22 protein-coding genes and 1 pseudogene are annotated in these 25,263 nt (G+C 36.3%); 19 read left to right on the top strand and 4 right to left on the bottom strand.

The window, feature by feature from the left end; genetic code table 11:
- Positions 1-22: 22 nt before the first annotated feature.
- The 6 genes from FOT98_RS15445 (at position 23) to FOT98_RS15415 (ending at position 6,309) form a co-directional block, all read left to right on the top strand.
- Positions 23-970: a hypothetical protein gene (locus FOT98_RS15445; RefSeq protein ID WP_063262041.1), complete on the top strand. Its 948-nt coding sequence runs from the start codon at positions 23-25 to the stop codon at positions 968-970.
- Between the two features lie 1,110 nt (positions 971-2,080).
- On the top strand, positions 2,081-2,953 hold the full coding sequence (locus FOT98_RS15435; RefSeq protein ID WP_063262040.1) for an alpha/beta fold hydrolase: 873 nt from the start codon (positions 2,081-2,083) through the stop codon (positions 2,951-2,953).
- A 76-nt stretch (positions 2,954-3,029) separates the two neighbouring features.
- Positions 3,030-3,230: a sporulation YhaL family protein gene (locus FOT98_RS15430; RefSeq protein WP_063262039.1), complete on the top strand. Its 201-nt coding sequence runs from the start codon at positions 3,030-3,032 to the stop codon at positions 3,228-3,230.
- A gap of 171 nt (positions 3,231-3,401) precedes the next feature.
- On the top strand, positions 3,402-4,253 hold the full coding sequence (locus FOT98_RS15425; RefSeq protein WP_002087190.1) for a DUF2935 domain-containing protein: 852 nt from the start codon (positions 3,402-3,404) through the stop codon (positions 4,251-4,253).
- A 288-nt stretch (positions 4,254-4,541) separates the two neighbouring features.
- The gene (locus FOT98_RS15420) at positions 4,542-5,207 is read left to right on the top strand and encodes a DUF7018 domain-containing (lipo)protein (protein ID WP_063262038.1); all 666 of its coding nucleotides are present in this window, start codon (positions 4,542-4,544) and stop codon (positions 5,205-5,207) included.
- A gap of 28 nt (positions 5,208-5,235) precedes the next feature.
- A complete protein-coding gene (locus tag FOT98_RS15415) occupies positions 5,236-6,309 on the top strand; it encodes a DUF3994 domain-containing protein (protein ID WP_063262037.1) in 1,074 nt (357 codons plus the stop codon).
- 885 nt (positions 6,310-7,194) lie between these two features.
- On the opposite strand, the gene FOT98_RS15410 is transcribed toward FOT98_RS15415, so the two are convergent.
- Complete coding sequence (locus tag FOT98_RS15410) at positions 7,195-7,395, bottom strand: hypothetical protein (RefSeq protein ID WP_063262036.1); 201 nt, start codon at positions 7,393-7,395, stop codon at positions 7,195-7,197.
- A gap of 611 nt (positions 7,396-8,006) precedes the next feature.
- On the opposite strand from FOT98_RS15410, the pseudogene FOT98_RS15405 reads away from it, so the two are divergent.
- The 6 genes and pseudogenes from FOT98_RS15405 to glpD all read left to right on the top strand — a co-directional run.
- A pseudogene (locus tag FOT98_RS15405) lies at positions 8,007-8,287 on the top strand (cupin domain-containing protein); the annotation flags it as partial.
- Between the two features lie 252 nt (positions 8,288-8,539).
- Positions 8,540-8,989 carry a helix-turn-helix domain-containing protein gene (locus FOT98_RS15400; protein WP_063262034.1) on the top strand — a complete coding sequence of 150 codons (450 nt, stop codon included), beginning with the start codon at positions 8,540-8,542 and terminating at the stop codon, positions 8,987-8,989.
- Positions 8,990-9,076: 87 nt separating this feature from the next.
- Positions 9,077-9,637, top strand: coding sequence for a glycerol uptake operon antiterminator GlpP (gene glpP / locus FOT98_RS15395; protein ID WP_061678705.1), 561 nt, complete (start codon positions 9,077-9,079; stop codon positions 9,635-9,637).
- A gap of 228 nt (positions 9,638-9,865) precedes the next feature.
- Positions 9,866-10,687, top strand: a complete 822-nt coding sequence (glpF, locus tag FOT98_RS15390; protein ID WP_060629826.1) for a glycerol uptake facilitator protein GlpF — start codon at positions 9,866-9,868, stop codon at positions 10,685-10,687.
- A gap of 12 nt (positions 10,688-10,699) precedes the next feature.
- Complete coding sequence (gene glpK, locus FOT98_RS15385) at positions 10,700-12,190, top strand: glycerol kinase GlpK (RefSeq protein WP_063262033.1); 1,491 nt, start codon at positions 10,700-10,702, stop codon at positions 12,188-12,190.
- 133 nt (positions 12,191-12,323) lie between these two features.
- Positions 12,324-14,006, top strand: coding sequence for an aerobic glycerol-3-phosphate dehydrogenase (gene glpD / locus FOT98_RS15380; protein WP_063262032.1), 1,683 nt, complete (start codon positions 12,324-12,326; stop codon positions 14,004-14,006).
- A gap of 434 nt (positions 14,007-14,440) precedes the next feature.
- Here the strand turns inward: glpD and FOT98_RS15375 are convergent, their stop codons facing one another.
- Positions 14,441-14,803 carry a DUF3221 domain-containing protein gene (locus FOT98_RS15375; RefSeq protein ID WP_063262031.1) on the bottom strand — a complete coding sequence of 121 codons (363 nt, stop codon included), beginning with the start codon at positions 14,801-14,803 and terminating at the stop codon, positions 14,441-14,443.
- A gap of 356 nt (positions 14,804-15,159) precedes the next feature.
- On the opposite strand from FOT98_RS15375, the gene FOT98_RS15370 reads away from it, so the two are divergent.
- The 3 genes from FOT98_RS15370 to FOT98_RS15360 are packed head-to-tail and all read left to right on the top strand — an operon-like array spanning position 15,160 to position 17,354.
- The gene (locus FOT98_RS15370) at positions 15,160-15,693 is read left to right on the top strand and encodes a sigma-70 family RNA polymerase sigma factor (protein WP_063262030.1); all 534 of its coding nucleotides are present in this window, start codon (positions 15,160-15,162) and stop codon (positions 15,691-15,693) included.
- A gap of 4 nt (positions 15,694-15,697) precedes the next feature.
- A complete protein-coding gene (locus tag FOT98_RS15365) occupies positions 15,698-16,105 on the top strand; it encodes a PadR family transcriptional regulator (RefSeq protein WP_063262029.1) in 408 nt (135 codons plus the stop codon).
- A gap of 7 nt (positions 16,106-16,112) precedes the next feature.
- A complete protein-coding gene (locus FOT98_RS15360) occupies positions 16,113-17,354 on the top strand; it encodes an FtsW/RodA/SpoVE family cell cycle protein (RefSeq protein WP_063262028.1) in 1,242 nt (413 codons plus the stop codon).
- 58 nt (positions 17,355-17,412) lie between these two features.
- On the opposite strand, the gene FOT98_RS15355 is transcribed toward FOT98_RS15360, so the two are convergent.
- Positions 17,413-17,898 (bottom strand): MarR family winged helix-turn-helix transcriptional regulator, encoded by a 486-nt coding sequence (locus tag FOT98_RS15355; RefSeq protein ID WP_063262027.1) that lies wholly within the window; start codon positions 17,896-17,898, stop codon positions 17,413-17,415.
- Between the two features lie 281 nt (positions 17,899-18,179).
- Between FOT98_RS15355 and FOT98_RS15350 the strand changes: the two genes are divergently transcribed.
- The 4 genes from FOT98_RS15350 (at position 18,180) to FOT98_RS15335 (ending at position 22,559) form a co-directional block, all read left to right on the top strand.
- The gene (locus tag FOT98_RS15350; protein ID WP_063262026.1) at positions 18,180-18,545 is read left to right on the top strand and encodes a DoxX family protein; all 366 of its coding nucleotides are present in this window, start codon (positions 18,180-18,182) and stop codon (positions 18,543-18,545) included.
- Between the two features lie 161 nt (positions 18,546-18,706).
- Complete coding sequence (locus FOT98_RS15345) at positions 18,707-20,098, top strand: MFS transporter (protein ID WP_063262025.1); 1,392 nt, start codon at positions 18,707-18,709, stop codon at positions 20,096-20,098.
- 22 nt (positions 20,099-20,120) lie between these two features.
- Positions 20,121-21,569, top strand: coding sequence for an MDR family MFS transporter (locus FOT98_RS15340; protein WP_063262024.1), 1,449 nt, complete (start codon positions 20,121-20,123; stop codon positions 21,567-21,569).
- Between the two features lie 333 nt (positions 21,570-21,902).
- Positions 21,903-22,559: a CPBP family intramembrane glutamic endopeptidase gene (locus FOT98_RS15335; RefSeq protein WP_063262023.1), complete on the top strand. Its 657-nt coding sequence runs from the start codon at positions 21,903-21,905 to the stop codon at positions 22,557-22,559.
- A 126-nt stretch (positions 22,560-22,685) separates the two neighbouring features.
- On the opposite strand, the gene helD is transcribed toward FOT98_RS15335, so the two are convergent.
- Complete coding sequence (gene helD / locus FOT98_RS15330; protein ID WP_063262022.1) at positions 22,686-25,016, bottom strand: RNA polymerase recycling motor HelD; 2,331 nt, start codon at positions 25,014-25,016, stop codon at positions 22,686-22,688.
- Positions 25,017-25,263 lie beyond the last annotated feature (247 nt).

Genomic DNA, 25,263 nt, shown 5'->3' with positions numbered 1-25,263 from the left:
GCAGAAAAGAAAGGGGACAATCATGAGATTACAACCTACACAACCAAAAGATCCAAGAATACGTTCGGAGGATGAGGAATTTCTCACCATTAACTGCTGGATGTATACATCCATTTTTACGAGTTTGCAATACAGCAATCGGTTAAAAGTATTGGTGGGTATTCTATTTACTGGCGTACTCTTTTCTTTAGCAGATTACGTTATACCTGCTCTTGGCTATACGTCGTATGATAAAACGGATTTCAGTGTATTGATTCCGATATGTGTCGTTATATTCTATGCTTTTTGCCATATTGGGTCTGCAAGGTGGCATCAATATATCGTTCACCCTGTGTTATGCCTCATACTCGGATACAGCTATGCTTCCATTTTAAAAATGATTTTTCCTATTGATTTGGAATTTTTCCGTTTTTCAGTTTTACTTGCGGTCGGGTTTTTACTCTTTTCCTGTTTCACGAGAAAGGTATACACCTTGCCTATGTATCTATTTAATGCTAGTGTTAGTTTGATTTGCAGCTTTTATTTATCTTATATTTTGAGTTACATGCTGACAGGTATGAAGATTATCTCGTACGAAACATCTTATAGCGGCCTTGCTATATTTGTACTTTATTTGTTTCATTTTATATGTGGGTATCGTCACCGCTTTACCATTACATCAGGTATCATATCGTTTTTCGTAAGCGGCGTTGCCACTTATTTGTTTTATAGCATTTGGGCAAAACAGTCATTCTCCATGGATGCCGTATTGCACACACTAGTGGGTGGTTTTATCTTCACGGCATGTTTTGCGATATGCAGTTCGATTGCAACAACTTATTGCCGCCAACCGATGGCACACGTTTTTCTTCCACCGCCACCACCTAGAAAATATACAGAATATGATCAAGCCTATGATGCTGGAAGATATCAAGGGGAACAAGATGGATATGAAGCAGGATTGCGAGATGCGGAACGTCGTGATTATTAGACATTTTTTCAAAATGGGCTTTGTTAAATGTTAATATTGATTCAGATTAAGATGGTTCAAGCCGGAGGAAGGCACCTTTTGGTGTCTTTTCTGTATTTTTCAAAATAAAAACTTTAAGAGTATGCTATTATTTAAACACAAATTCCCTTTTGTACAATGAGATAGTAGTACCCTAAAGTCCCATCTATTCATAGCAAATTCATCAGCATCATGAAACCCTATATCAAACGAATACAACATCTCTAATGTTTCTGAAACACCAACGTATTTCAATCATACTCTCAATATCTTCGTATGATTGAAAATATAATGTTTTTGCTTTTGGTATTTTTCTATCAGTCTGTAATATAGGTGTTTTGGGACAAAGGTTCTCAATTATATATGGATATATTTGACTTTATAATAAATATAACGAAAAAGTAATCAGACGGTGCTGGCAATTGGTGCCGTCTTTTTGTTGTTAAAAAGTAGTATATAAAGTAACGAGTAACCTTATTATATATTTAGATGAAAAAGTGGTAATGTACAAATATATGAATGTAAAATGTAATTTAGAAATAAAAGAATAAGGAGAATGCTAAATGACAAACGGAAGTATCTAAAGCATAGTTCCAGTGGGAATTGAATTAAATAAATTTAAATTAACAATTGTCATTAGTGACGATAGTGAATATCTAGTTGAACTGGAACGTATGCTAGGATTATTCTTGATCGATATTAAAGAATTTCATAACGTAAATGAAATCATATACGGTCGAACACATGGAAAAAGAATTAAAACCTAGAAAGGAAAGTGATAGCCCAACCAAAAAGGGGTTAGTGGAGGGCTATTTTTCTAAATTCTATTATTTTATATTGTTTTCTTTCACTAAAATCAAATAGATTACAGAGTGCCGGGAACCCCTAAAGGGTTTCCTGGCACTCTGTAAGAAAAGAATTGACTTACTTTAAATATGTAACTATAATAGTTACAAAATAACCATCACTAATAGAAGTGAGTAATATTTTTTTAATATAATTGTAACTGTTATAGTTACAATTAAAATTAATCATAAAACAACCAAATAATGTAAAAACTTTAAATAGCAACAAGAGAAAGGAGACGGGAACTTGAAACGGTTTAAATTTTATTTCATTAGCGGTATTGTGCTCGTTTTGTTAATCGTATGTAACTTCGTTGATAAGCCGATTGCAAAGGTTGGAGAAGTGAAAAATACTGTTATGATGAAGCTGCATACGAAAGAGAGTATGGCGCAGATTGATGGACAGACGATTTATTTTAAGCAAATTGGTGAGGGGAAGCCGCCGTTGCTTATGCTTCACGGATTTGGTGGTTCATCAGATGGATTTAGTGATATTTATCCGGAACTTGTAAAGGACCATACGATTATCGCAGTTGATATTTTAGGGTTTGGGCGTTCTTCTAAGCCAGTTGATTTTCAGTATTCGTTTCCTGCGCAAGTGAATTTATATTATAAACTAATGAAGAAACTTGGATACGATCAATTCGCAGTACTTGGCCATTCGATGGGCGGAGAGATGTCTCTAAATTTAGCTTATTTATATCCGGATGCAGTAACGCATCTCATTTTAGCCGATTCTACAGGGATAGAGTCTTTCCAGCAAAAAGAAAGTTATGAAGTGCCGCCGCTATCAACGGACTTACAAACTGTAACAGAGATTACGGAGTATAATAAAAACGCAGTGAAAAATAGTCGCGACGATAAAGAACATTATGATCAGCTGACGAAAATGAGAGAGCGCCGCATCGCGATGGAAGCAGATAAAATTAAGGTGCCGACTTTAATTTTATGGGGACGACACGATAAGAGCGTTTCTTGGAAAAATGGTGAACTGTATCATCAGCTATTTACGGATAGTACGTTCCATATCATTGAAAAAGGATACCACGCACCGTTTCGCCAGGAACCAATAGAGTTTATGGAATATGTACAAGCATTCTTTGCGAAGAATCCACAATAAAATTTAAGCATAAATCCACTTCTTTCCTCATACAGTGAAACTAATAAGGCTTGTCTAAGGAAAGGAATGAAGTACAGTGGAAACTTTACCATGGTGGGTGTATCTTGTAATCGTCGGGATCGTATTAAGTGGCTACATGGTTTTATATACTTCAAGAAAAGAGCAAGAGATGGATAATGAGTTTATCGAAAAAGAAGGCGAAGTATATATGAAGCGTTTAGAAGAAGAGCGAGAGAAACGGAATCAGGATAGTGATAAAGATTCGGTATTGCTTTAATAAAAATTTTGAAAGGCTACCACCTAGTAGAACTTTACATCTAGGTGGTAGCCTTTTTTCTTTTTGGGGAGCATGTATACGAAATTCATCATGAACCTTTATTGATGGTATTTATATATATATTTCCTCATAAGAATGGAACTAGCGCAGTATCTACAGGGGGGATTAACAATGCATAGGGATGAAACATCATTACATCCTGATACAGGTGTTACGTCTGTAATGTTTGTTGAGCGTTCATTAAATGAAATTCGTTTTTGGTCTAGAATCATGAAGGAGCATTCTTTTTTTCTTCGCTTAGGGTTTAGATGCGAGGATACGCAACTAATCGAAGAGGCGAATCAATTTTATCGATTGTTTGAACATATTGAACAAATAGCGCATTCCTATACAAATGAAACAGATCCTGAGCAAATAAAAAGATTTAATGCAGAAGTACAACAAGCCGCAACTAATATTTGGGGATTTAAACGAAAAATTTTAGGGTTAATTCTCACATGTAAATTGCCAGGACAAAATAATTTTCCGCTGTTAGTTGATCATACAAGTAGGGAAGCTGACTATTTTAGAAAACGCTTAATACAATTAAATGAAGGTAAATTAGATGCCCTTCCTGATGCTATTATTAAAGAAAATGTTTTCTTTTTAAGGATTATGGCAGACCATGCTAAATTTATTGGTCATCTTCTTGATCCATCGGAAAGAAAGCTTGTAGATACAGCACGGAATTTTAGCAATGATTTTGATGAATTGATGTATCAAGCAATTGACTTAGAATCTATGAAGCCACAATCCCAAACAGTCCCTCTTTTAGATCAATTTTTAGATCAAAATCGTGTGTCGGTTACATCTCTTCGGGATTTTAAGAAAACAGCACGTGATTTAATTGAGCAATGTAAAATTAAGAGTATCATCCACCCGTTATTAGCAGACCATGTTTTCCGTGAAGCTGATAGATTTCTTGAAATCATTGATATGTTTGATGTTCATCTTACAAATATTCAATCCCAACCTAGATATTAGAAGATAAGGAAAGATACTATTTTACTTTCAGCTGAGAAGTTAACAATGTATTGTTAGCTTCTTTTTTTGTGATTAAAATTTCTCTTCGTTTAATAAATTTCCCTTCAAAGACTACATAAATCCCTTTGACCAAATATGTAATTCTCTGTAAAATGATATATGGAAAGATTATGAATATACAGGAAATCTATGGATAGTAGATGCTGATAAATTATTTGGGAGAATTTATTAGTTAAGTATATTAACTTGTTTGCACTACATTTTACAAATAAAGGGGTATTAGTAATCATGAAAGCAAAGAAATTAGTAAGTTTAGCGTTACCAGTTATGTTATTGAGTGGTTGTATTACAATTGAAACGGATGGTAAGAAAGCTGAACCAAAGAAAGAAGAAACGCAAAAGGTAGAGAAAGAGAGTAAGACTGCTGAAAAAGAGAGTAAGTCAACTGATAGCAAGAAAGAGGATAGCGTATCTGTAGCGAAAGGTGAAGGTACAAATAGTAGCTCATCAAGTAGTCAACAAAGTTCTTCTTCAAATAATTCAACTGCTTCTAGTTCTTCAACTGGTAAGGTAACTGGCTCAGATGTTGAAAGGTACAAGGCAGATATCATAAACAGTGCTACTCAAATTGAAGATACAATGAAATTGATTGAAGGAATAGCAGGTTCAGATGTAAAGTCATACAAACAAAAGAAAAGTGAAGTACAACTGAGTTTAGGTGGAGCAAAGGCAACAACGAAGAAACTGAAGAATCTACAAGCACCTCCTGAATTACAGGGAGAACAGGCGAAGATAAAGCAATCGATGGAACTGTATGCGGATTGTTTCCAACTTCTCTTTGATGCATTAGACCAAGAAGACGAGAGTAAAATGCATCAATCATTAAGTAAAGCACAAGAAGGTTCAAAACTGTTTGAAGAGGCAGCGAAGAGTATCGGTAGTAAAACTAACTAAGAATAAATGACTTAAAGGGGTATGAGGTATGAAAGTAAAGAAACTAATAGCTGCTGCAGTTCCAGTTGCCATATTATTAAGTGGCTGTGTTACAGTAAAAGATTTGGCAAATAAAGAAGAAAAGACAGAAGAAACAAGTAAATCTAAGGCTGCTGAAACGAAAGAAAAATCAACTAATTCGAAAGAAGAAAGTAAAGATGTTCAAAAGGTTCGAGTTTTAGATGAAGATTATGCACAGTATTTATTAGACATTGAACAGGATATGTTAAGACGATTTGATTACTATGATGCTTCTGTAAAAGATTTGAGAAATGGAAGTAAATCAAAAGCTGAGGTATTAGATAGTATTAAAGACATCTATAAAGTATTTGATAAGATAGAGAAGATTTACGCACCGCCAAAACATAAAGAAGATCAAAAAGAGATTGAAAGAGCGACAAGTAAACTAAGAGAAACATTCAGTGAAATAGAGAAGTTATTCAACGATAAAGGCTTCAGCTTAGAGACTGATAAGGAAATCTTAAATAAAGCAAATACAAAGCTAGAGGAAGCAAAACGTATTTGGAAACCTACATTCGATAAGTTAAGATCCGAAATAAAAGGTGATACAGCCAAAGAAAAATCTACTAGTACAACAAGTGATTCTACATCGACAAACCCAAATACTGGTAGTCAGGCTCAAACAGATAAAAGCCAAGCTAAAACGGGAGTATTTGTAGGTACAGTTGGTACAAGTGAAGAGTTAGGAATTAATTATGGAAACATGGAGAAAAACATCAAAGATGGTACTGAGATTATTGGGAATTGGGGTATTGATTACGGTAGTGGCATAAAAACTACGTTAGTACTAAAAGGTGATAAAACATTTGAGTCCTATGCGAATGGTTCTTATCCGAATAAAGATAACTACTTAACAGGAACATATGCGGTAGATGTTCCGTCATTCCAGTTATCTTTAAAAGTAACAAAAGCAGTTAAAGACGGTCAAGAAGTAAAGTTAACAAATGATAGTATGATGTATAAATTACAAAACTATGATGGAAACACATTACAAATTTATCATATGGACGATAACGTTCGTATTCGTTATGCGAAACAATAAATAGTCGGTAAAAAAACTCTGTAATAAATTTTACAGGGTTTTTTGTACGTTCTAATTGTATTTCTTCGTTAATTTCCCTGGTGCTATCCAGGATAGTATAAGTTGAGAGATGAAAAAAATGATTTTCTTTCTGGAGAATGATAAGAAGGGGAAGCAGGATAGTGATAAGGATTCGGTTTTAGTTTGATTTAGAATTAGATAGGAACTGGATAAGATATAATCGCTAAAACAACGAACAATTGAATCTTTAGATACGGTTGGTTCTAAAATATAATGAATGTTGTATGTGTTGATATAAAAAATTTAGAGGTTTTTAAAACGATGATTTAGATAGGTTTTTGATGAGTTATTGTTGACTATAGTCAATGGTTTTGGTGATTAAATTTAGAGTGGATAGAGAGTTAAATAGGGGAATTAAATAAATCTTTGATGATAAATAATAGGTTTTTGATAATAAAATAAGATTTAAATAAGATAAATAATAGGTTTTTGATAATAAAATAAGATTTAAATGAGATAAATAATAAATTTTTTGATGATTTTTTATTGATTATAGTCAATGTTTTTGATAATATTATGAGTGTTAGCTATACCAGTTTATTATTATTTGGTCAACAAACGTAAAAAATAATTAATTTTTGAAGTTACATTTAGATAGTGCAAACAATACTTGCAGTGAATCTAAAAAGGAATTATTTCTTTTTGATGAAATAAATAATTCGAATAGATATATATTTACCAATTTTTTATAATTTGGTAAATAGTAATATTAATTAATGTAATATTTATTTAGTGTTAGAATAGATATTTATATATTGCAAAAAATGTTTACAAAGTATAAAAAACCCCTTTCTTTTTGCAGAAAGAAAGAGGTTTGAAAACTACTTATTTTCTTTTGCGATTTAGAAGAATAAGTAATAAGATTACTATGGTAACAACTAGACCGAGAATCTGGTATTTCGCTTGCTCCCAAACTACTAAAATAGTAAGCGGATTTCCTTGGTTTAAAATAGGACACAAAGCGATGTAAATCGCAACTGTGAAAGTAAAAGCTACTCCTGTTAATTTAAACAAAATTTGTTGCATTCTGATTACTCCTTTCATTTATGTATGAAAAAGGAAATCCCTGTATATTTGTAGATAATTAAAAAACCGTTATAAAACGGCAGTTTCTCACAAAATATGTAAAAAAACCGAGGGGAATTCTCTTTATTCATTTTTAAAAGTATCATAGTATTCAGATTTAGTCAATCGCATCTGTTAAATGAATATATTTTTGTTGTATTTATTGTATAATTTGAATTTATAGATTTATATAATGAAGAGGCGCCCTCTGTTTATTTTTTGAAACAGAGGGCGTTTTTGTATTTTCCTTAAAGCTTTTACAGGTCATCCTCTTTTTAAACTGTGATAGTAGTTTGTTAGAGTGACACCTGTTGTATTCAGTCGCAGTAACCATCCAAAACCTGATTTATACACTATGAAGGAGTTTTTTTCTTACTAATGGGATAAAAAAGGGGACGATGAAAAATGCAATGTTACTGAAGGGGGAGGAAGTATACCGCAATCAATTCATAGCGATGGGGCAGATACGATCGATCCCGGAACACGTAATGTTATGTCGGATATTCAAAATCCGAATATGCTCGTTTAGCTTGTAATTGATGCGGAGGTAGTTCCTAACTTGAAGTTTTTATTCTCGTACATTTGATTATAGAGCTGGCGATGTCGGGTATGTTCCGTTTGCGAAGGGCATTATATTCAAAATATAGGAGATGAAACATTGTGGTTTTTAGAGATGTTCAGAAGCAATCTTTTTGAAGAGGTATCATTAAATCAGTGGATGGCATTGACTCCTAAAGAAATAGTGGAAAGTAATATACATGTTGGGCCGCAAGTAATGGATTCTCTGCGCAAGGAGAAATGGCCTGTTGTGAAATATCCGGGATTTTCATACAGTCCGAAAAATGATGAGTAAAATGAAACTTTACGTTATTCTTTCTGGAGAATGATAAGAAAGAATGGCGTATTTTTATGCTTAATCTAATCATCTGTTCATTGTATTATTGTTCGGGAAATTATTATAGAAGAAAAATATATGAAATCGACATACTACATAGCTTCATTTTTAGATGTAACGCACAAGTTGCACCACCTACGCAACGACAACTCGCTTTACTCTTCAACAGTTATTTGATCATACTAGGCATAGAGAGGTGATAAACACAGTATGATTTTTAGTGAACGTTTAAAAGAAGAACGAGAAAAACGAAATTGGTCGCAACATGATTTGGCTGAAAAAATTCATGTAAGTAGGCAATCTGTTTCGAAATGGGAGACGGGAAAGAACTATCCGAGCATTGAAATTATTATTCATTTAAGTGATTTGTTCGGTATTACAATTGATGAACTGTTAAGGAGTGATGAAGAGTTGACGCAAAAAGTAATTGAAGATAGTAAAAAGTTAGCGTATCCAAAATGGAAGGTGTTTTTCGATAGTCTATTCATGCTAGGCGTATTTTTGTTTCTTACCAAAATCGTTGTATGGATGTTAAATAAGTTTGCCGGGGCGAGCATTACATTTGTAGCAGATGCACCATATATAATGAATTTTTTACCTCTCATATTAATGGTCATAGGTGGTATGGGATCTGATAAGTTGAAGAAAATATATAGATAGAGGAAATAATTCCCCGCACTAGCTGTTCTTTCTACTCAAATTGTGTACTATAAAGGATAGGATGACATAAAGAAGGGGACATTTAGAATGGAATTTCATGAACAGAAGATTTTGCCGGCAGTGAGGCAAATTAAAGATTTGGAGAAGTTGTTACATAGTTCGTATGAGTATATTGTTATTTTAGATATTCATGTCGGTCAATTGAAGAGTGTCGTGTCACTTGCGAAGCAATATTGTAAGAAGGTATTTTTACATGTGGATTTAATTCATGGCTTGCAGAGTGATGGGCATGCGACGGAGTATTTATGCCAAGAGTTTAGACCGTACGGGTTACTTTCGACAAAGGCGAGTGTAATTATGAAGGCGAAGCAAAAGGGTGTTGTTTCCATTCAACGCATCTTTTTAATTGATTCTAGCGCGATGGAAAAGAGCTGTAATTTGCTAGAAAAAACGAAGCCGGATTATATAGAGGTGCTTCCGGGTGCGCTAACGGATGTGATTGCTGAAGTGAAAGAGCGTACTGGTGTCCCGATTTTAGCGGGTGGTTTCATTCGTACTGTGGAAGATGTTGAAAGAGCGTTAAATGCTGGTGCGACAGCAATTACGACATCAAAACGCGAACTATGGAAACATTACCAAAAAAAGTGACGAAAATGTGAAAAAATTCTGTTGACACCGCTTTCATGAGAGGTTAACATTATAGACAAGTTAATAAACGTGACGGAGAAAAGAAGAGATCCACATTTCATTGTTTCTATATAAATTTATATAGAAGCGTGCAAAGCTGTGGGTCTTTTTCTTTTTACAAAAACGAATGGCCATTCATTTTACCTCTATCACATTTGGAAGCGTTTAAATTGATTGTGGAGGGATACTATGTCAGCATTTTTAGGAGAGTTAGTAGGGACTGCGTTGTTAATCTTACTTGGTGGCGGCGTTTGCGCTGGTGTAAGTTTAAAGAAATCGTTTGCGAAAGATTCTGGTTGGATTGTCATTACAATGGGCTGGGGCTTAGCAGTAGCGGTTGCAGCGTATGCAGTTGGATCAATTAGTGGGGCACATTTGAATCCGGCTTTAACGATTGGGCTTGCTTTTAAGGGAGCGTTCCCATGGAGTGACGTACCAGGTTATATCGCAGCACAAATGATTGGGGCAATTATCGGGGCAGTTCTTGTATATTTACATTACTTACCACACTGGAAAGAAACAGAAGATCCAGGAACAAAATTAGGTGTATTTGCAACAGGTCCAGCAATTCCGAACACATTTACAAACCTTTTAAGTGAAATGATTGGAACATTCGTTTTAGTATTTGGTATATTAGCAATTGGAGCAAATAAATTTGCAGATGGTTTAAATCCATTTATCGTAGGTTTCTTAATCGTAAGTATTGGTTTATCATTAGGTGGAACAACAGGATACGCGATTAACCCGGCTCGTGATTTAGGTCCGCGTATCGCACACTTCTTCCTTCCGATTGCAGGAAAAGGCGGTTCAAACTGGAAGTATGCATGGATTCCAGTAGTTGGCCCAATTTTAGGTGGATCACTTGCAGGATTATTCCATCAAGTTGTATTTGAAGGGAAACAAAATGCGGCACTTATTTATGTGATTATTGCAACTGTGATTGTACTAGCAATCTCTTATATGACAAGTAAAAAAAGTGAAAGCAATACAAATAGTAGAAAAGTAGCATAGGGGGAAACCGATATGAAAAAATATATTCTTTCTTTAGACCAAGGAACAACTAGCTCACGCGCAATTCTTTTCAATAAAAAAGGTGAAATTGTTCATTCAGCTCAAAAAGAGTTTACACAACATTTTCCAAAGCCAGGCTGGGTAGAGCATAACGCACAAGAAATTTGGGGTTCTATTTTAGCAGTTATCGCAACTTGCTTAAGCGAAGCAGATGTAAAACCAGAACAAATCGCTGGTATCGGTATTACGAACCAACGTGAAACAGCGGTTGTTTGGGATAAAACGACTGGAAAACCAATTTACAACGCAATCGTATGGCAATCTCGTCAAACAGTTGAAATTTGTGATGAGTTAAAAGAAAAAGGTTATAGCGAAATGGTTCGCGAAAAAACAGGTCTTTTAATTGACGCATACTTCTCTGGTACGAAAGTAAAATGGATTTTAGATAACGTTGAAGGTGCAAGAGAAAAAGCAGAAAACGGCGATCTATTATTTGGAACAATTGATACGTGGCTTGTATGGAAATTATCTGGCGGAAAAGCGCACGTAACGGATTACTCAAATGCATCACGTACATTAATGTTTAACATTCACGACTTACAGTGGGATGATGAGCTTCTAGATATGTTAACAGTGCCAAAGAGCATGCTTCCAGAAGTACGTCCATCATCTGAAATTTACGGAGAAACAATTGACTATCACTTCTTCGGTCAAAATGTACCGATTGCAGGTGTAGCTGGTGACCAACAAGCAGCATTATTTGGACAAGCTTGTTTCGGTGAAGGTATGGCGAAAAATACTTACGGAACTGGTTGCTTCATGTTAATGAACACAGGTGAAAAAGCAGTAGCTTCTGAGCATGGCCTATTAACAACAATTGCATGGGGAATAGATGGTAAAGTGAACTATGCATTAGAAGGAAGTATTTTCGTAGCAGGTTCTGCAATTCAGTGGTTACGTGACGGAATGCGCATGTTTAAAGATGCAAGTGAGAGTGAAGTGTACGCATCACGCGTTGCATCAACTGAAGGTGTATACGTTGTACCAGCATTCGTAGGACTTGGTACACCGTACTGGGATAGTGAAGTACGCGGCGCTATGTTTGGTGTAACGCGCGGTACGACGAAAGAGCACTTCATTCGTGCAACACTAGAATCTTTAGCTTACCAAACGAAAGATGTATTATGCGCAATGGAAGCAGATTCAGGTATTGAACTGAACACATTACGCGTAGATGGCGGAGCTGTTAAAAATAACTTCTTAATGAAGTTCCAAAGTGATATTTTAGATGTTCCTGTAGAGCGTCCAGTGATCAATGAAACGACAGCTTTAGGTGCAGCGTACTTAGCTGGTCTTGCGGTTGGATATTGGAAAAACCAAGATGAAATTAAAGAACAGTGGCATATGGACAAACGCTTTGAACCAACGATGGAAGCGGAAACAAGCGAAGAGCTATATGCTGGATGGAAAAAAGCAATTGAAGCAACAAAAGCTTTCAAATAATCATAAACAGTGTTATAATGGTGACAAGTTAATAATTCGGTAGGAGATTTGGAGAGACCACAACGCGCTATAGAGGCGAAATCTATAGCGGAGTTTGTGGTCTCTTTTTTCGTTATCAAAGGGAGGAATTACCATGAAATTTTCAAGTAAACAACGTAAAGACGTATTAAACGGAGTAAATAAACAAGAGTTAGATGTGATCGTAATTGGTGGAGGTATTACTGGTTCTGGTATTGCATTAGATGGAGCAACACGCGGGTTATCAACAATTGTGTTTGAAATGCAGGACTTTGCAGCAGGTACATCAAGTCGTTCAACGAAGCTTGTACACGGTGGTCTACGTTATTTAAAACAACTTGAAGTGAAAATGGTAGCAGAGGTGGGGAAAGAGCGTGCGATCGTATATGAGAACGGTCCCCATGTAACAACACCAGAGTGGATGTTACTTCCGTTCCATACAGGCGGTACGTTCGGATCATTCAGTACATCAATTGGTCTTCGTGTATACGACTTCTTAGCAGGCGTAAAACGAAGCGAGCGCAGAAAAATGTTTAACCGTGAAGAAACATTAAACAAAGAGCCTCTTGTAAAACAAGAAGGATTAAAAGGCGGCGGTTACTACGTAGAATATCGTACAGACGATGCGCGTCTTACAATTGAAGTAATGAAAGAAGCAATTGAACACGGTGCGAAAGCTGTTAACTACGCAAAAGTAGACAGTTTCTTATATAAAGATGGAAAAGTATGTGGTGTACGTGTAATCGATTTACTAGATGGAGAAGTATATGAAGTGTACGGTAAGAAAATTGTAAACGCAGCTGGTCCTTGGGTAGATACACTGCGTGAAAAAGATAACTCGAAAAAAGGAAAAGTACTTCAGTTATCAAAAGGTGTGCATTTAGTAATTGACCAAAAACGTTTCCCATTAGGTCAAGCGATTTACTTCGATACACCAGATAAACGTATGGTGTTCGCGATTCCTCGCGGCGGAAAAACATACGTAGGTACAACAGATACGTTCTATGATAAAGACGCAGCTGTACCACACATGACAACAGAAGATCGCACATACATCATTAATGCGATTAACTACATGTTCCCGAGCGTAAAAATTACGGAGAAAGACATTGAGTCAAGCTGGGCTGGTGTACGTCCGTTAATTTATGAAGAAGGTAAGAATGCATCTGAAATTTCTCGTAAAGATGAAATTTGGACTTCTGAATCTGGTTTAATTACAATCGCAGGTGGTAAATTAACTGGATACCGCAAAATGGCTGAAATGGTAGTAGACTACGTAACGAATTTATTACAAAAAGAAGGTCATAGTGCATATCCGAAGAGCGACACGAAACATATGCCAATCTCTGGTGGACATGTAAGTGGTTCACACGGATTCCCAGCATTCGTTGCGAAAAAAGCAGACGAAGGTACGAAATCTGGTTTAACGAAAGCACAAGCAGAAGAATTCGCGAAATTCTACGGCTCTAACGTAGACGTACTATTCGACTTAGCGAAAAAACATAAAGACGAAGCGAAAGAATACAACATGCCGCTAGACGTTCTAATCCCACTTGTATACGCAATGGATTACGAAATGACAGCAAAACCAGTTGACTTCTTCGTACGCCGCAGAGGCGCTGTATTCTTCAACATCCACTGGGTATACGAGTGGAAAGAAGCAGTAATCAACTACATGGCTGCGAAACTTGGCTGGAGCAAAGAAGAGCAAATGAAATACACAGCAGAACTAGAAAAAGCATTAACAGACGCTGTCATTCCTGTAGATCAACAAGAGCAGGCAGCTGCATTAGCATAAAATAGAAAACCACCTGAAGGGGAGCCTTTAGGTGGTTTTTTGTGTGTTATGTATCGGTTTTGATATAATCAAGCCATCTGTGTATGGTCATGAAATATTAGATTCTTTAAGTGAGTGTTAGGATGAAAGAGGACTCGACTAAAGGAGTTCTCTTTTTAATTTAGCCGAAGGTACACCTTGCTAAAAGAAAAGCTTTCGGGTGATGGTTTTGATAAAATATTTATGACAATCCAGAACGGCTAGAACACTGCGATAAAACCCTTATTGCAAACTTAAAAAGCGCCTTGGGAGAGAGGCGCTCTTTAAGTGAATGTATTGTAACGACTATTCGGTTTATTATATGTAATTTGCTGAGGAAATGTTTTATAAAAAATGTTAATTTAAAAAGAAAAGGGCAGCTGATGGGAGTAAGAACTCCTACGGTTACTGGTTAATTAATCACGTATTTTTTCAATGGTCGCATCAGGTGCAATTGGTGGTGTAGATTTAGTCGTTACTCCGAAAGATATAGCGAGTTTATCCCCTAATTGATAATTCTTATTTTTTTCTATTGGAAGTTTTAATAGTTTATTTGGAATAAATTTCATTGCTTCCATCTCTGAGTAGGAAAGGGCTTCCCTTTTTGTAGGGGTATCTGCAACGAGTATGTATACAGTGTCAATTGAAATAACATATCCTGTGAAAGTCTCCGTTTTTAGGGGAGTAGTACTAGTTTGGTTGGGTGAATCTAGTGCTACTGTGCATCCGCAAGCTAATGTTAAGGTGGTTAGTAAAGTTATGATTTTTTTCTTTGGCATTATTATTTTGGGCCTCCGTATAGTACATCTTTCGTATTATGATATTTGAATGTCTAGAGAAATGAAATTATACCATGAGAAAGTGAATGTAAGTTATATATAGTATAAGTGCGATTTAAAATATTATGTGGAAGTGAAAATGAGCTTGAACTTTTAGATGGAGATGGAGTAGTACTTATAAATAAGTGACTGTTTCCCATGCAGAGTTTAAAGGGCTACATGGATTTTATGAAATCAAGAGTACTTGAAATAAAGGTTAAACAAAACGGCACGGACATTGCCATCCTTATTTTTTATACATTTATAAAACTTTTCCATACAGTGCGTCGTCTAATATATGGGAAGGAGGAAATGATGTGGATGAATTAACGGTAGAAGCGTTTGAAATAGAGGATAAGGAACTCCTTATCGATGAAATTATGAACAAGTATGGACAAGAAGTGTTACAGCTTGTGTATTCATATGTGAACAATAAAGAGATTGCTGAGGATGTAACGCAAGATATATTTGTGAAGTGTTATAAATCTCTTCATACATACAAAGGGAAGTCGAATGTGAAAACGTGGTTATGGAGAATTGCGATTAATCAATGTAAGGACTATATAAAAAGTTGGTATAACAAAAAGGTGATCGTGACAGAGGATGAAGCTGCTTATATTGGGGTTCAAAATGATAGTGTCGAACAAACTGTCATTCAAAATGCTGAGGACCGTGAGCTCGCTTCTGCAGTAATGAATTTACCGATAAAATACCGAGAAGTCATTTATCTATTTTATTATGAGGAATTATCAATTAAAGAGATTGCTATTGTAATAGACGTGAAAGAAAACACGATAAAAACGAGACTGAAAAAAGCGAAGGAGCTTTTGAAGAAAGGATTGGAGGAATAATCAAATGGAAGATCGATTAAAAGGCATGCGAAAATCAATGGAGAATACGACGTTTAAACATTTGAGCTTTTCTGATCAACATCGAAAGCGGGTGCGCGAAAAAATAAATGCATCACACGAAAAGGAAGAGGATATCTCTTTAGCTATCTTACAACTGCTTAGTAATGAAAAAACAGGGTACGAATTGTCACAGCTACTACGAGGGAGAGGGATTCGGAAATTTGAGGGGAATGAAGGTTTTTTATACACCGTATTACATCGTCTAGAACAGAATCGTTTTATCCGATCGAGCTGGGATCATGAAGGAGCGAAATATTATCAATTAAATGATAATGGAAGAAAGATGCTGCGAAAGGCAGAAAAAAATGCTACGAAGGTACAATTTATATTAAAAGGATTAGTACAGGAGTGAGGCGGAATTGAATAAAAAAGGGGATCGTTTTGTAAGCGAAGTTACGAATCATATTAAATCAAAAGAAGCAAAGAGCTTTGTAGCAACTGAACTCGATTTTCACTTAAAACAGGCAAAGAACATGTGGATAGAAAAAGGATTAAGTGAGGAAATTGCTGAAAATAAAGCGGTGGAACAAATGGGAAGTCCGGTTAAACTAGGGCAAGAACTTAATAAACTGCATAAGCCAAAGGTGGACTGGTTCTTACTTATTTTATTAGTGGCTGCTATGGGGTTAGGGTTTTTGCCAATAATCGCTCTTGGGCATACGAAAGATTTATTAATGAACAAAGTAATTTTTGTGATTCTCGGCATTGTAACGGCTGTTGGGATCATGCTACTTGATTATCGGAAGTTAGAGAGGCTCGGGTGGTTGTTTTATACAATCGGTGTACTTATTCTGTTAACGTTAAAATGTTTTCCGACTGATTACGTGATTGGGGAAGCAATCATAAAAATTGGCCCCATCAAAATTGACTGTTTAATGACGATACCATTCTTCTTTCTAGCTTGGGCTTCTTTTTTCAATAATAGTAGGTTAAAGTTTATGCATCTTCTTATGTTGTACGTATTTTCTTTATATCTATTTTCAACTATGGTGCCAATTTTTATTTATAATACAATGATATTCGTTATGCTCTGGTGGAGTAAGTTAGGAAAGAAAACGGCATGGCTCATTACATTTTTACCAATTTTACCCTTTGTTATTAGGGATCTATTTTCCTGGTCTGCCGTAAAAGAATACCGGATAGCTAGAATTTTAGGGCTTGTAAACCCGGAGCATGATCTATGGTATTTACGTTTACAAGAGGCGATGTCTTCAGCAGGTTGGTTTGGTACATATGGAAATATAAAGTCTATCCCTGCTGCCCATACTGATTTTGTATTCGCGAGTTTGACTTACTATTATGGATATGTGCTTGCGCTAGTTCTTGTCATTATTCTTTCTCTTTTTGCAGTAAGAATAATGAACATAGCTTATATAATAAATGATGGTTATGGTAAATTACTTCTCGTTGGCGGAGTGACTCTTTTTATAATCCATTTTATTTGTAACGTTGGCATGATTTTAGGATTATTACCGCGTACTTCTATATCATTACCTTTTATTAGCTACGGATTGATACCAACTCTATTTCATGCATTTATAATGGGGATCGTGCTAAGTGTATACCGGCGTAAAGATATTTCAGTGAGAAAATCAGCTTAAAAAAACAAACCACCCGTTCCCTATATTCTTTAGGGTATAGGTGGTTTTATTTGCACAATTAACAACTTTTTCCGTTTTCAACTTCTCCGCACGAATCAGGTATTTGCTTATCTTTTATTAATAGTAATAGAAGTTCAAAAAACTGTTCGCGTTGTTCTAATGTGAGGTTTTGTAAAATATCGTCTGCGACTTTGTCTTGGAAAGCGAGCGCTTTTTCCATATTAGAGTGCGCGCGTTCAGTAAGTTGAATTAATGTAGCTCGGCGATCAGTTGGATCGGGTATACGAATGAGGAGCTTGTCTTGTTCGAGTGCATCAACAAAATCGGTAACTGTACGTGCTTTGACACCTAGTTTAGCAGCTAATGCATTCATTCGAATCGGACCGCTTTCGGAAACGGTGGATAGAACGCGTAGTCTTGGCCCTGTTAGATGGTAAGGTGTGTCAAGGGATGATAATTGGGATTGAAATTCTCTTTGAACATAGTTGGTCGATTGCATTAAGGTGTGGATGACATCTATTGCAGCTGGATAATTTGATTTCATGAGTGGAATGACCTCCTCAGTATTTTTTAGTTCATTTTTGCACGTTTCATAAATCTATTGTATATTATTAGTGAGTATCCTCTCTATATTATAAACAATTAGTGAGCAAACTCATTATATCGCATGCTCATAATGTGTGATTGTCGATAATTCGAGAATCATTACTATTATAACTGATGCTGGGATCTATAGAAAATGATTATAGAGCGAGGTGGATCTATGTAAGTCGTTTCATGATTCAATAGCAATACTTTAAAAACATATATAACGGAGGATTGTACATGACTATTGTAGCACTAGTACTTCAATGTTTATTAATTTTTGCATTTTTCTTTTCAAGTGTTAGTAAAATTGCGGGAACAAAAATGCAAGTAGAAGCTTTCGCTCATTTAGGTTTACCGCAATGGTTCAGAATTGCGACAGGTTGGATCGCTTTAGCAGGAGTGGTTGGATTAATTTTTGGTTTTTGGAATGAGGTAATACTCGTTTTAGCAGCATTATGGATTGCTTGTATTATGTTAGGAGCTGTATTGTTCCATATTCGTGCTAAAGATTCAATCGGTAAAATGATGCCGGCAGCAGTGCTTATGATTGTAGCGCTAATTGTTGCGTTCGTTCATTCTTCAGCAGTAACAGGACTTTTGTAAAACGAATTGTAGATTAGTAGATTCGGTTGAGTAGAGGTAGAAACTGAGCATGTACGATGAAAATGATATCCTCATTATAATAAAATAGTGAGGATATTCATTATGTTGATACTCATTTAATTTTGTATAGATTACCGGAAAGAGAAAAGGAGGTCTACACTATGGTAGATAAATCATCACAAAACGCGGATAAATTGCTAGGGGTTTTAGTCGTTACGCTAATATTCTCGGTTATGAACGGTACGATGTTTAATGTAGCTCTTCCTGAGATAGGGAAAGAATTCAACCTTGTTCCTTCAGAGGTTAGTTGGATTATGACTAGTTATATGGTCGTTTATGCTGTTGGTTCCATCGTGATGGGAAAACTGGCGGATAAATATCGGCTAAAGGATTTGTTGACGTATGGATTACTTATTTTCGCTTTAGGTTCTTTACTGGGGCTACTTGCTACTGAGTATTGGGTTATCATTTTGGGACGTGTCATTCAAGCAGCGGGAGCTTCTGTTCTTCCTGCGACAGCGATGATTATTCCGGTGAGGTACTTTGCGCCAGAGAAAAGGGGGCGTGCGCTTGGAACTTCAGCAGTTGGTTTAGCGCTTGGTAATGCTTTAGGTCCAGTTGCCGCTGGATTAATTACGAGTTTTGGAAACTGGAGACTTATGTTTGTCCTTTCTTTATTACCGCTTCTGACGCTACCTTTCTTTAGGAAGTATTTAGACAATGCAAAAGGGAAGGCGGGGCGTATTGATATTCTTGGTGGAGGTCTATTAGCTGTATCAGTCGCGTTCTTCTTACTTGCGATTACGCAAATGCAAGTATTGCTATTCCTTGGAGGGGTTGTTACGTTAACCCTCTTTATTCTTCGGATTAGAAAAACTACGGAACCTTTTATTAAACCGGCTCTGTTTAAAAATAAGAATTTTTCGATTGGGTTGCTCCTTGCTTTTATGACGACAGCAATGAGTTTTAGTATGACATTCATGACGCCGCAATTTTTATCGGCAGTAAATGGATTGACTCCTTCGAATATCGGCTTTGTTCTAGTTCCAGCAGCAATTGCTTCGGCAATTATGGGCAGAAAGGGAGGAAGGCTCGCTGATACGCGGGGCAATTTCGCGCTTGTCTTTATTGCTTCCGTATTCATATTCCTTGCTTTCTCATTATTATCTACTTTTATTGGGGCCTCGGCTTTTGTCATTGCATTCATTCTAATTTTCGGCAATGTAGGACAAACCTTTATGCAGATTTCGATGTCTAATACGATTTCACAAACATTGTCAAAGGAAGAGACAGGTGTTGGCATGGGATTACTGTCGATGATTAATTTCATATCCGGTGCGATGGCTATGAGTATTGTAGGGAAACTGCTTGACGGTGGTTCTACTTCTCTAAAGCTTAATCCTTTTATTGCAAATCACGCTGCAAATATGTATAGTAATATTTTCGTCGTTATGTCAGTGCTGATTATAATTGTAGTTGTGCTGTATCGTTTTCAATTTGGTACGGGTGGTTCTACTTTAAATATGACTAGCAAAGGAAATACGAATTTGTAAAAGAATACGAGGAGGTTTATGTATGAATACCCAAACTGCGTCTGTTTCTTCGCAGTCAAAGGAGTTTGACAATGTGAAAAGACTCCCAATTTTAATATCGATGATTATTGGAGCGTTTTTCACTATTTTGAATGAAACATTATTGAACGTTGCTTTTCCGCAATTGATGATTGAGTTGAATGTAACGCCATCGACTCTTCAGTGGCTTTCAACAGGATACATGCTTGTAGTTGCTGTGCTAATTCCAGCTTCTGCATTATTAGTACAATGGTTTACAACAAGACAAGTATTTATAGGGGCTATGGTAGTCTTTACTTTAGGTACATTTGTAAGTGCAATTGCACCTGGATTTTCTATATTATTGCTTGGTCGTTTGTTACAAGCAGCAGGTACAGGATTAATGATGCCTGTATTAATGAATACGATTCTCCTTCTATATCCTCCGGAAAAGAGGGGAGCGGCAATGGGGAGTATTGGGCTTGTTATAATGTTTGCTCCTGCCATCGGACCGACACTTTCAGGTATCATTTTGGAAACATGGAATTGGAGATGGCTATTTTATATCGTTCTTCCATTTGCGATCTTTTCCATTGTTTTTGCGTTCATCTATTTGAAAAATGTCTCAGAGCCTACGAAACCAAAGGTAGATGTGTTATCCATTCTTTTATCTACAATTGGATTTGGCGGGATTGTTTATGGATTTAGTAGCTCAGGTGAAGGTTGGAATAGTTTCCAGGTGTATGGAATCATCCTAATTGGTCTTGTAGCAATTCTCTTCTTTGTACTGCGTCAATTGAAATTGAAAGAGCCATTATTAGATCTTAGTGCATTTAAGTATCCAATGTTTACGCTAACAACAATTTTATTGACGATCATGATGATGACGATGTTTTCCACAATGACGTTGCTACCATTTCTATTTCAAGGTGCTTTAGGTTTAACCGTCTATGCAACTGGTCTTATCATGCTTCCAGGTAGCCTATTGAATGGTATGCTTTCTCCAGTTTCAGGGAAGCTCTTTGACAAATTTGGTCCAAGAGCGCTTATTATTCCTGGGACGGTATTATTAGCAGGTGTAATGTGGTTCTTTACACAGGTGACGGCAGATACGTCTAAAATAACTTTCATCCTATTACATGTTAGCATGATGGTATCCATTTCAATGATCATGATGCCGGCGCAAACGAACGGTTTGAACCAACTTCCGCGAAGATTTTATCCGCACGGAACAGCTATTTTGAATACTTTATCGCAAGTAGCTGGTGCGATAGGAGTGGCTTTCTTTATTAGTGTTATGACTTCCGGACAAAAGAAATATTTAGACGCGTCTTCAAATCCAACTGACCCAGCCCAATTAACTGAGGCAATGGTTTCAGGCGTGCATAACGCTTTTACGATTGGCTTTGGTTTGGCACTACTTGCGGTCGTGGTAGCTTTGTTTATAAAACGTTCGGAAACCTCGGGAAATTAAGAAGTTTGTAGTAAAAAGGGTATGCCGAGGGCTGCCCTTTTTTACTTGAAAGGAACGATTCATTAGGTTGTGAAGTTTTATGGGTATGGTGTTAAGTGAATCTTAAAAACGGGAAGTATATCAAAATACCTAAACCATCTGTTCCCTATATTCTTTAAGGGCTAGGTGGTTTTATTTTTCAGGAATTCGCACAGCTTTTCTATACCTATCATGTAACGGTTATAAAATTCATAATATCTTCAAAATTCTTCCATCCAATCTCTATATAGATATTAGATCATTATGCTATGATATATTCGTAATTAACGAAATAATAAGAAAGAAGGGGTTGTTGTGGAAACAAAGCTTTTAGAAACAGAGAAAAAAATTGATTCGAAGTCTCTCTTGGCTTTGGGGTTATTGATAATTACCGGAATTACATATCAATTATTAGGAAATGTTTTGGGAGAGGCTATACCTAATTTATTAGGAATGATTCTTGAAGCTTCATGGAATCTTGTATTATGTGGAATTATTGGATACTATTTTTTAGGGAAAATATCGTTAGACCAATTTAAACATTTTAAATTTAAAACATTACTTTGGGGTTTACCTTTAGTAGTTATCGTAGGTGTAATTTCTGGTGCTATATTCAATTACATTTTTGAACCAGCAACTAAAAATTCTGTTGCAGAAGTAATAAGTATTTCTATGATTTTATTCCGTGTCCCATTTATGCTAATGGGTGAAGAGTTGCTTTGTACGAATGGAATTCTTGCATTACAAAAATTAGGGTTGAAATTCGGAACAGCATCAATCATATGTAGTGTCTTGTTCGCTTTATGGCATATTCCAGCTTATGGATTTGTGCCAATGCAGTTATTAATAACTATAATTCCAATTAGATTGGCACTAAATTATGTATGGAAAAAATCCAATAGTGTTTGGGTAAGTTGGATTTGCCATTATATTTATGATAGTTTAGCATTTATACAATTTTTTCTAAAATAAAAAATTCGAGTTTCGTGTGAACAGAAGTATATGTAAATATATTGCGGCAAAATAAAACAAGTATGACCTCATCTAAATATTAGATGAGGTCATACTTGTTTTTAAAAAGAAACACCTTGATTGATATCAAGGTGTAATAACTTCAAAACTTTCCGAATCAGCCCCAAGTATAAAAGGACTAACTTCGCCAACGCTATAAAGTTGTAATTCATGCATTGCGCGCGTACAAGCTGTGTAGAACAATCTACGAACGCTCTCATCGCTGTATACATCTTTAGAAGCATCGTAAATAATAACAGCATCAAATTCGATACCTTTCGCTAAGTAAGCAGGGATCACGACAATGCCTTGCTCATACTCGGCCGAGTTACTTTTCACAAGTTTAATATTCTCGATATGACGAAGTGCTTCGTAGGCAGCGGCGCTTTCAGCTGCAGATTTACATATAATTGCGATCGTATTATGCTGCTCTTTTTGTAGTGCAGCAACTTTGGCAGTAATATGCTCGTGCAGTTCGCTGTCACTGGATACTTTCGTCACTGTAGGTTTCTCGCCGTCACGTTCAAAGGCGTGAATGTTCTTGCCTTCCGGTACGAGAGCACGTGTAAATTCAATAATTGGTTTTGTTGAGCGATAGCTACGAGTTAAGTTGATGCCGTTCGTTTCATCTGGTCCGTATAAGCTAGTAAGTGTGTTGAAATTCACTGCTTCACTCGCATGGGCAAATATCGCTTGGTTAAAGTCTCCGAGTACAGTCATTCTTGCAGCAGGGAAGAGACGTTTTAAAAACTCAAATTGAAACGGTGAGTAATCTTGCGCTTCGTCTACGAGTACGTGTTTAATCGATCTATTCGTTTGGAAGCCTTCAATTAATTCTTTTAGAAGCAAAAATGGAGTCGCATCCTCGTAATATAGCTTTCCTTCATCAAGCATGTTTACTGTTAATGAGCAAATGTCATCCCACTCTTTCGGTCTTTCCCCAGTAACCCACGATGCATCTGTGAAGAGTTGTTTATATATGCCTGTGAAATTGATGAAGCGTAATGTTTGAACGCCTTTACGAAGTGGCTTCAATTTTTTACGGACAATCATACGTCCAAGTACTTTCGTTTCTTTCTCAAAATCATGAAAGGAGTTGTCGTCAAACTCGCCTTTTTTCTGTAAATATTTATAAGCCTTTTGGTATTCATCTTTACTAAGTAATTCAATTTCTTCTTCTACCCAAGGTTTTTTTAGTTCTGCTTTTTCAATTGCATCTATTTGTTTGTTTAGCCAATCCGTTAACTTTTCAATTCGATTATGGAAGCGGAGGGAGGAGTCAGTGTTATAAAACTGCTCTGTAATTTCTTTAGCAGAAACAATTAATTTTCCTCTAAATTTCATTCCTCTAAATAGCATGCCTGAAGATTCAAGAGATTGTCTGTACGTTCTAATCATCTCAAAAAATTGAGTAGATGCTTTAAATCGAATGCTCGCATTTCTCGTTTTATAGGTAGGGCTATCCGTTTCCGTTAACATATATTCTAATTGTTCATAAGGATCTTCAACGTCAAATGACTTGCTTAGTCTATGGTTTAAATATTCTTGGAATGTCACTTGCTGCATATTTTCTTCACCAAGTTCAGGTAGTACGTTAGATACGTAGCTGTTGAACATAGAGTTAGGGGAGAAGAGAATAATTTGATCAGCTTTTAGCCATTCGCGATATTTATATAGTAAGTAGGCGATTCGCTGCAGGGCAGCTGACGTTTTACCACTGCCAGCAGCTCCTTGCACGATAAGGAGTCGGCCTTCATCGTGACGGATAATTTCATTTTGCTCGCGCTGAATTGTAGCAACGATACTTTGCATATGTTTGTTCGTACCTTTTCCGAGCGCTTGTTGCAAGATTTCATCACCAATTGTAAGACTCGTATCGAACATAGAATCAATCTCGCCATTTTGAATAATATATTGTAATTTTTTCTCAACATTACCGTGAATTACGCCGCCTGGTGTACTGTATTCAGCTGGTCCTGGTGGATAATCGTAGTACACACTCGAAATAGGTGCGCGCCAGTCATATATAAGAAAGTTTTCTCCGCTTGCATCAGTAAGTGTAGCGACGCCGATATAAATTTGATCCGCAGCAGATTCTCCTTCTTCTTTGAAATCAATTCTTCCGAAGTAAGGTGCTTTATGCATGCGTCTTAATGCGGCAAGTCGATTAAAGGTGTGCTTATGGGTAATTTGTGTGACAGCTAGTGACTGAGCTTGTTGTCTTAAGTTGATAACTGTTTCAAGATAATCATCAAAAGTATCAGTATTCACTTTCACGTCATCCCAAAAGTGTTTACGAATATGGATTACTTCTGCCCGGCGTCTGCCAGTTTCGTTTTCCAGTTTATCAATTTGCTCCGTAATCGTTTCTATTACGGTATCCAATCGCTTTTGCTCTAAATCAAGTTTTTTGTTCATACGTAAGCACTCCTTTAAAAGTGAAAAATAGAGGTTGACTGAAGATGTGTTTTGGTGTACAATTAAGATACGGATAAATACGTTCTCTGTATTTTATAAAACGTGTTTCTGTACTAATTTAACATAGTTTTTTCATTTAATCAATAATAATAAGATAAACCTTGGTTCCGTGCGGTGGAATCGAGGTTTTTTTGTTTTTCCTCGAAGAGAGGATAGCGATCATTGTCAATTTTTGTCGGTAAGTCGA

Source organism: Bacillus sp. HY001 (assembly GCF_007558965.1).
GTDB classification, from domain to species: domain Bacteria; phylum Bacillota; class Bacilli; order Bacillales; family Bacillaceae_G; genus Bacillus_A; species Bacillus_A mobilis.
The sequence above is the reverse complement of the archived record's forward strand: the minus strand, read 5'-3'. Positions and strand labels throughout refer to the sequence as shown.

Bases quoted from the DNA above. Each gene is read 5' to 3' on its own strand.
- FOT98_RS15345 (WP_063262025.1), top strand. From the start codon at position 18,707: ATGGTAGATAAATCATCACAAAACGCGGATAAATTGCTAGGGGTTTTA.
- FOT98_RS15400 (WP_063262034.1), top strand. From the start codon at position 8,540: ATGATTTTTAGTGAACGTTTAAAAGAAGAACGAGAAAAACGAAATTGG.
- FOT98_RS15355 (WP_063262027.1), bottom strand. From the start codon at position 17,898: ATGAAATCAAATTATCCAGCTGCAATAGATGTCATCCACACCTTAATG.
- glpD (WP_063262032.1), top strand. From the start codon at position 12,324: ATGAAATTTTCAAGTAAACAACGTAAAGACGTATTAAACGGAGTAAAT.
- FOT98_RS15375 (WP_063262031.1), bottom strand. From the start codon at position 14,803: ATGCCAAAGAAAAAAATCATAACTTTACTAACCACCTTAACATTAGCT.
- FOT98_RS15420 (WP_063262038.1), top strand. From the start codon at position 4,542: ATGAAAGCAAAGAAATTAGTAAGTTTAGCGTTACCAGTTATGTTATTG.
- FOT98_RS15340 (WP_063262024.1), top strand. From the start codon at position 20,121: ATGAATACCCAAACTGCGTCTGTTTCTTCGCAGTCAAAGGAGTTTGAC.
- FOT98_RS15445 (WP_063262041.1), top strand. From the start codon at position 23: ATGAGATTACAACCTACACAACCAAAAGATCCAAGAATACGTTCGGAG.
- FOT98_RS15350 (WP_063262026.1), top strand. From the start codon at position 18,180: ATGACTATTGTAGCACTAGTACTTCAATGTTTATTAATTTTTGCATTT.
- glpF (WP_060629826.1), top strand. From the start codon at position 9,866: ATGTCAGCATTTTTAGGAGAGTTAGTAGGGACTGCGTTGTTAATCTTA.
- FOT98_RS15410 (WP_063262036.1), bottom strand. From the start codon at position 7,395: ATGCAACAAATTTTGTTTAAATTAACAGGAGTAGCTTTTACTTTCACA.
- FOT98_RS15425 (WP_002087190.1), top strand. From the start codon at position 3,402: ATGCATAGGGATGAAACATCATTACATCCTGATACAGGTGTTACGTCT.
- glpP (WP_061678705.1), top strand. From the start codon at position 9,077: ATGGAATTTCATGAACAGAAGATTTTGCCGGCAGTGAGGCAAATTAAA.
- glpK (WP_063262033.1), top strand. From the start codon at position 10,700: ATGAAAAAATATATTCTTTCTTTAGACCAAGGAACAACTAGCTCACGC.
- helD (WP_063262022.1), bottom strand. From the start codon at position 25,016: ATGAACAAAAAACTTGATTTAGAGCAAAAGCGATTGGATACCGTAATA.
- FOT98_RS15365 (WP_063262029.1), top strand. From the start codon at position 15,698: ATGGAAGATCGATTAAAAGGCATGCGAAAATCAATGGAGAATACGACG.
- FOT98_RS15415 (WP_063262037.1), top strand. From the start codon at position 5,236: ATGAAAGTAAAGAAACTAATAGCTGCTGCAGTTCCAGTTGCCATATTA.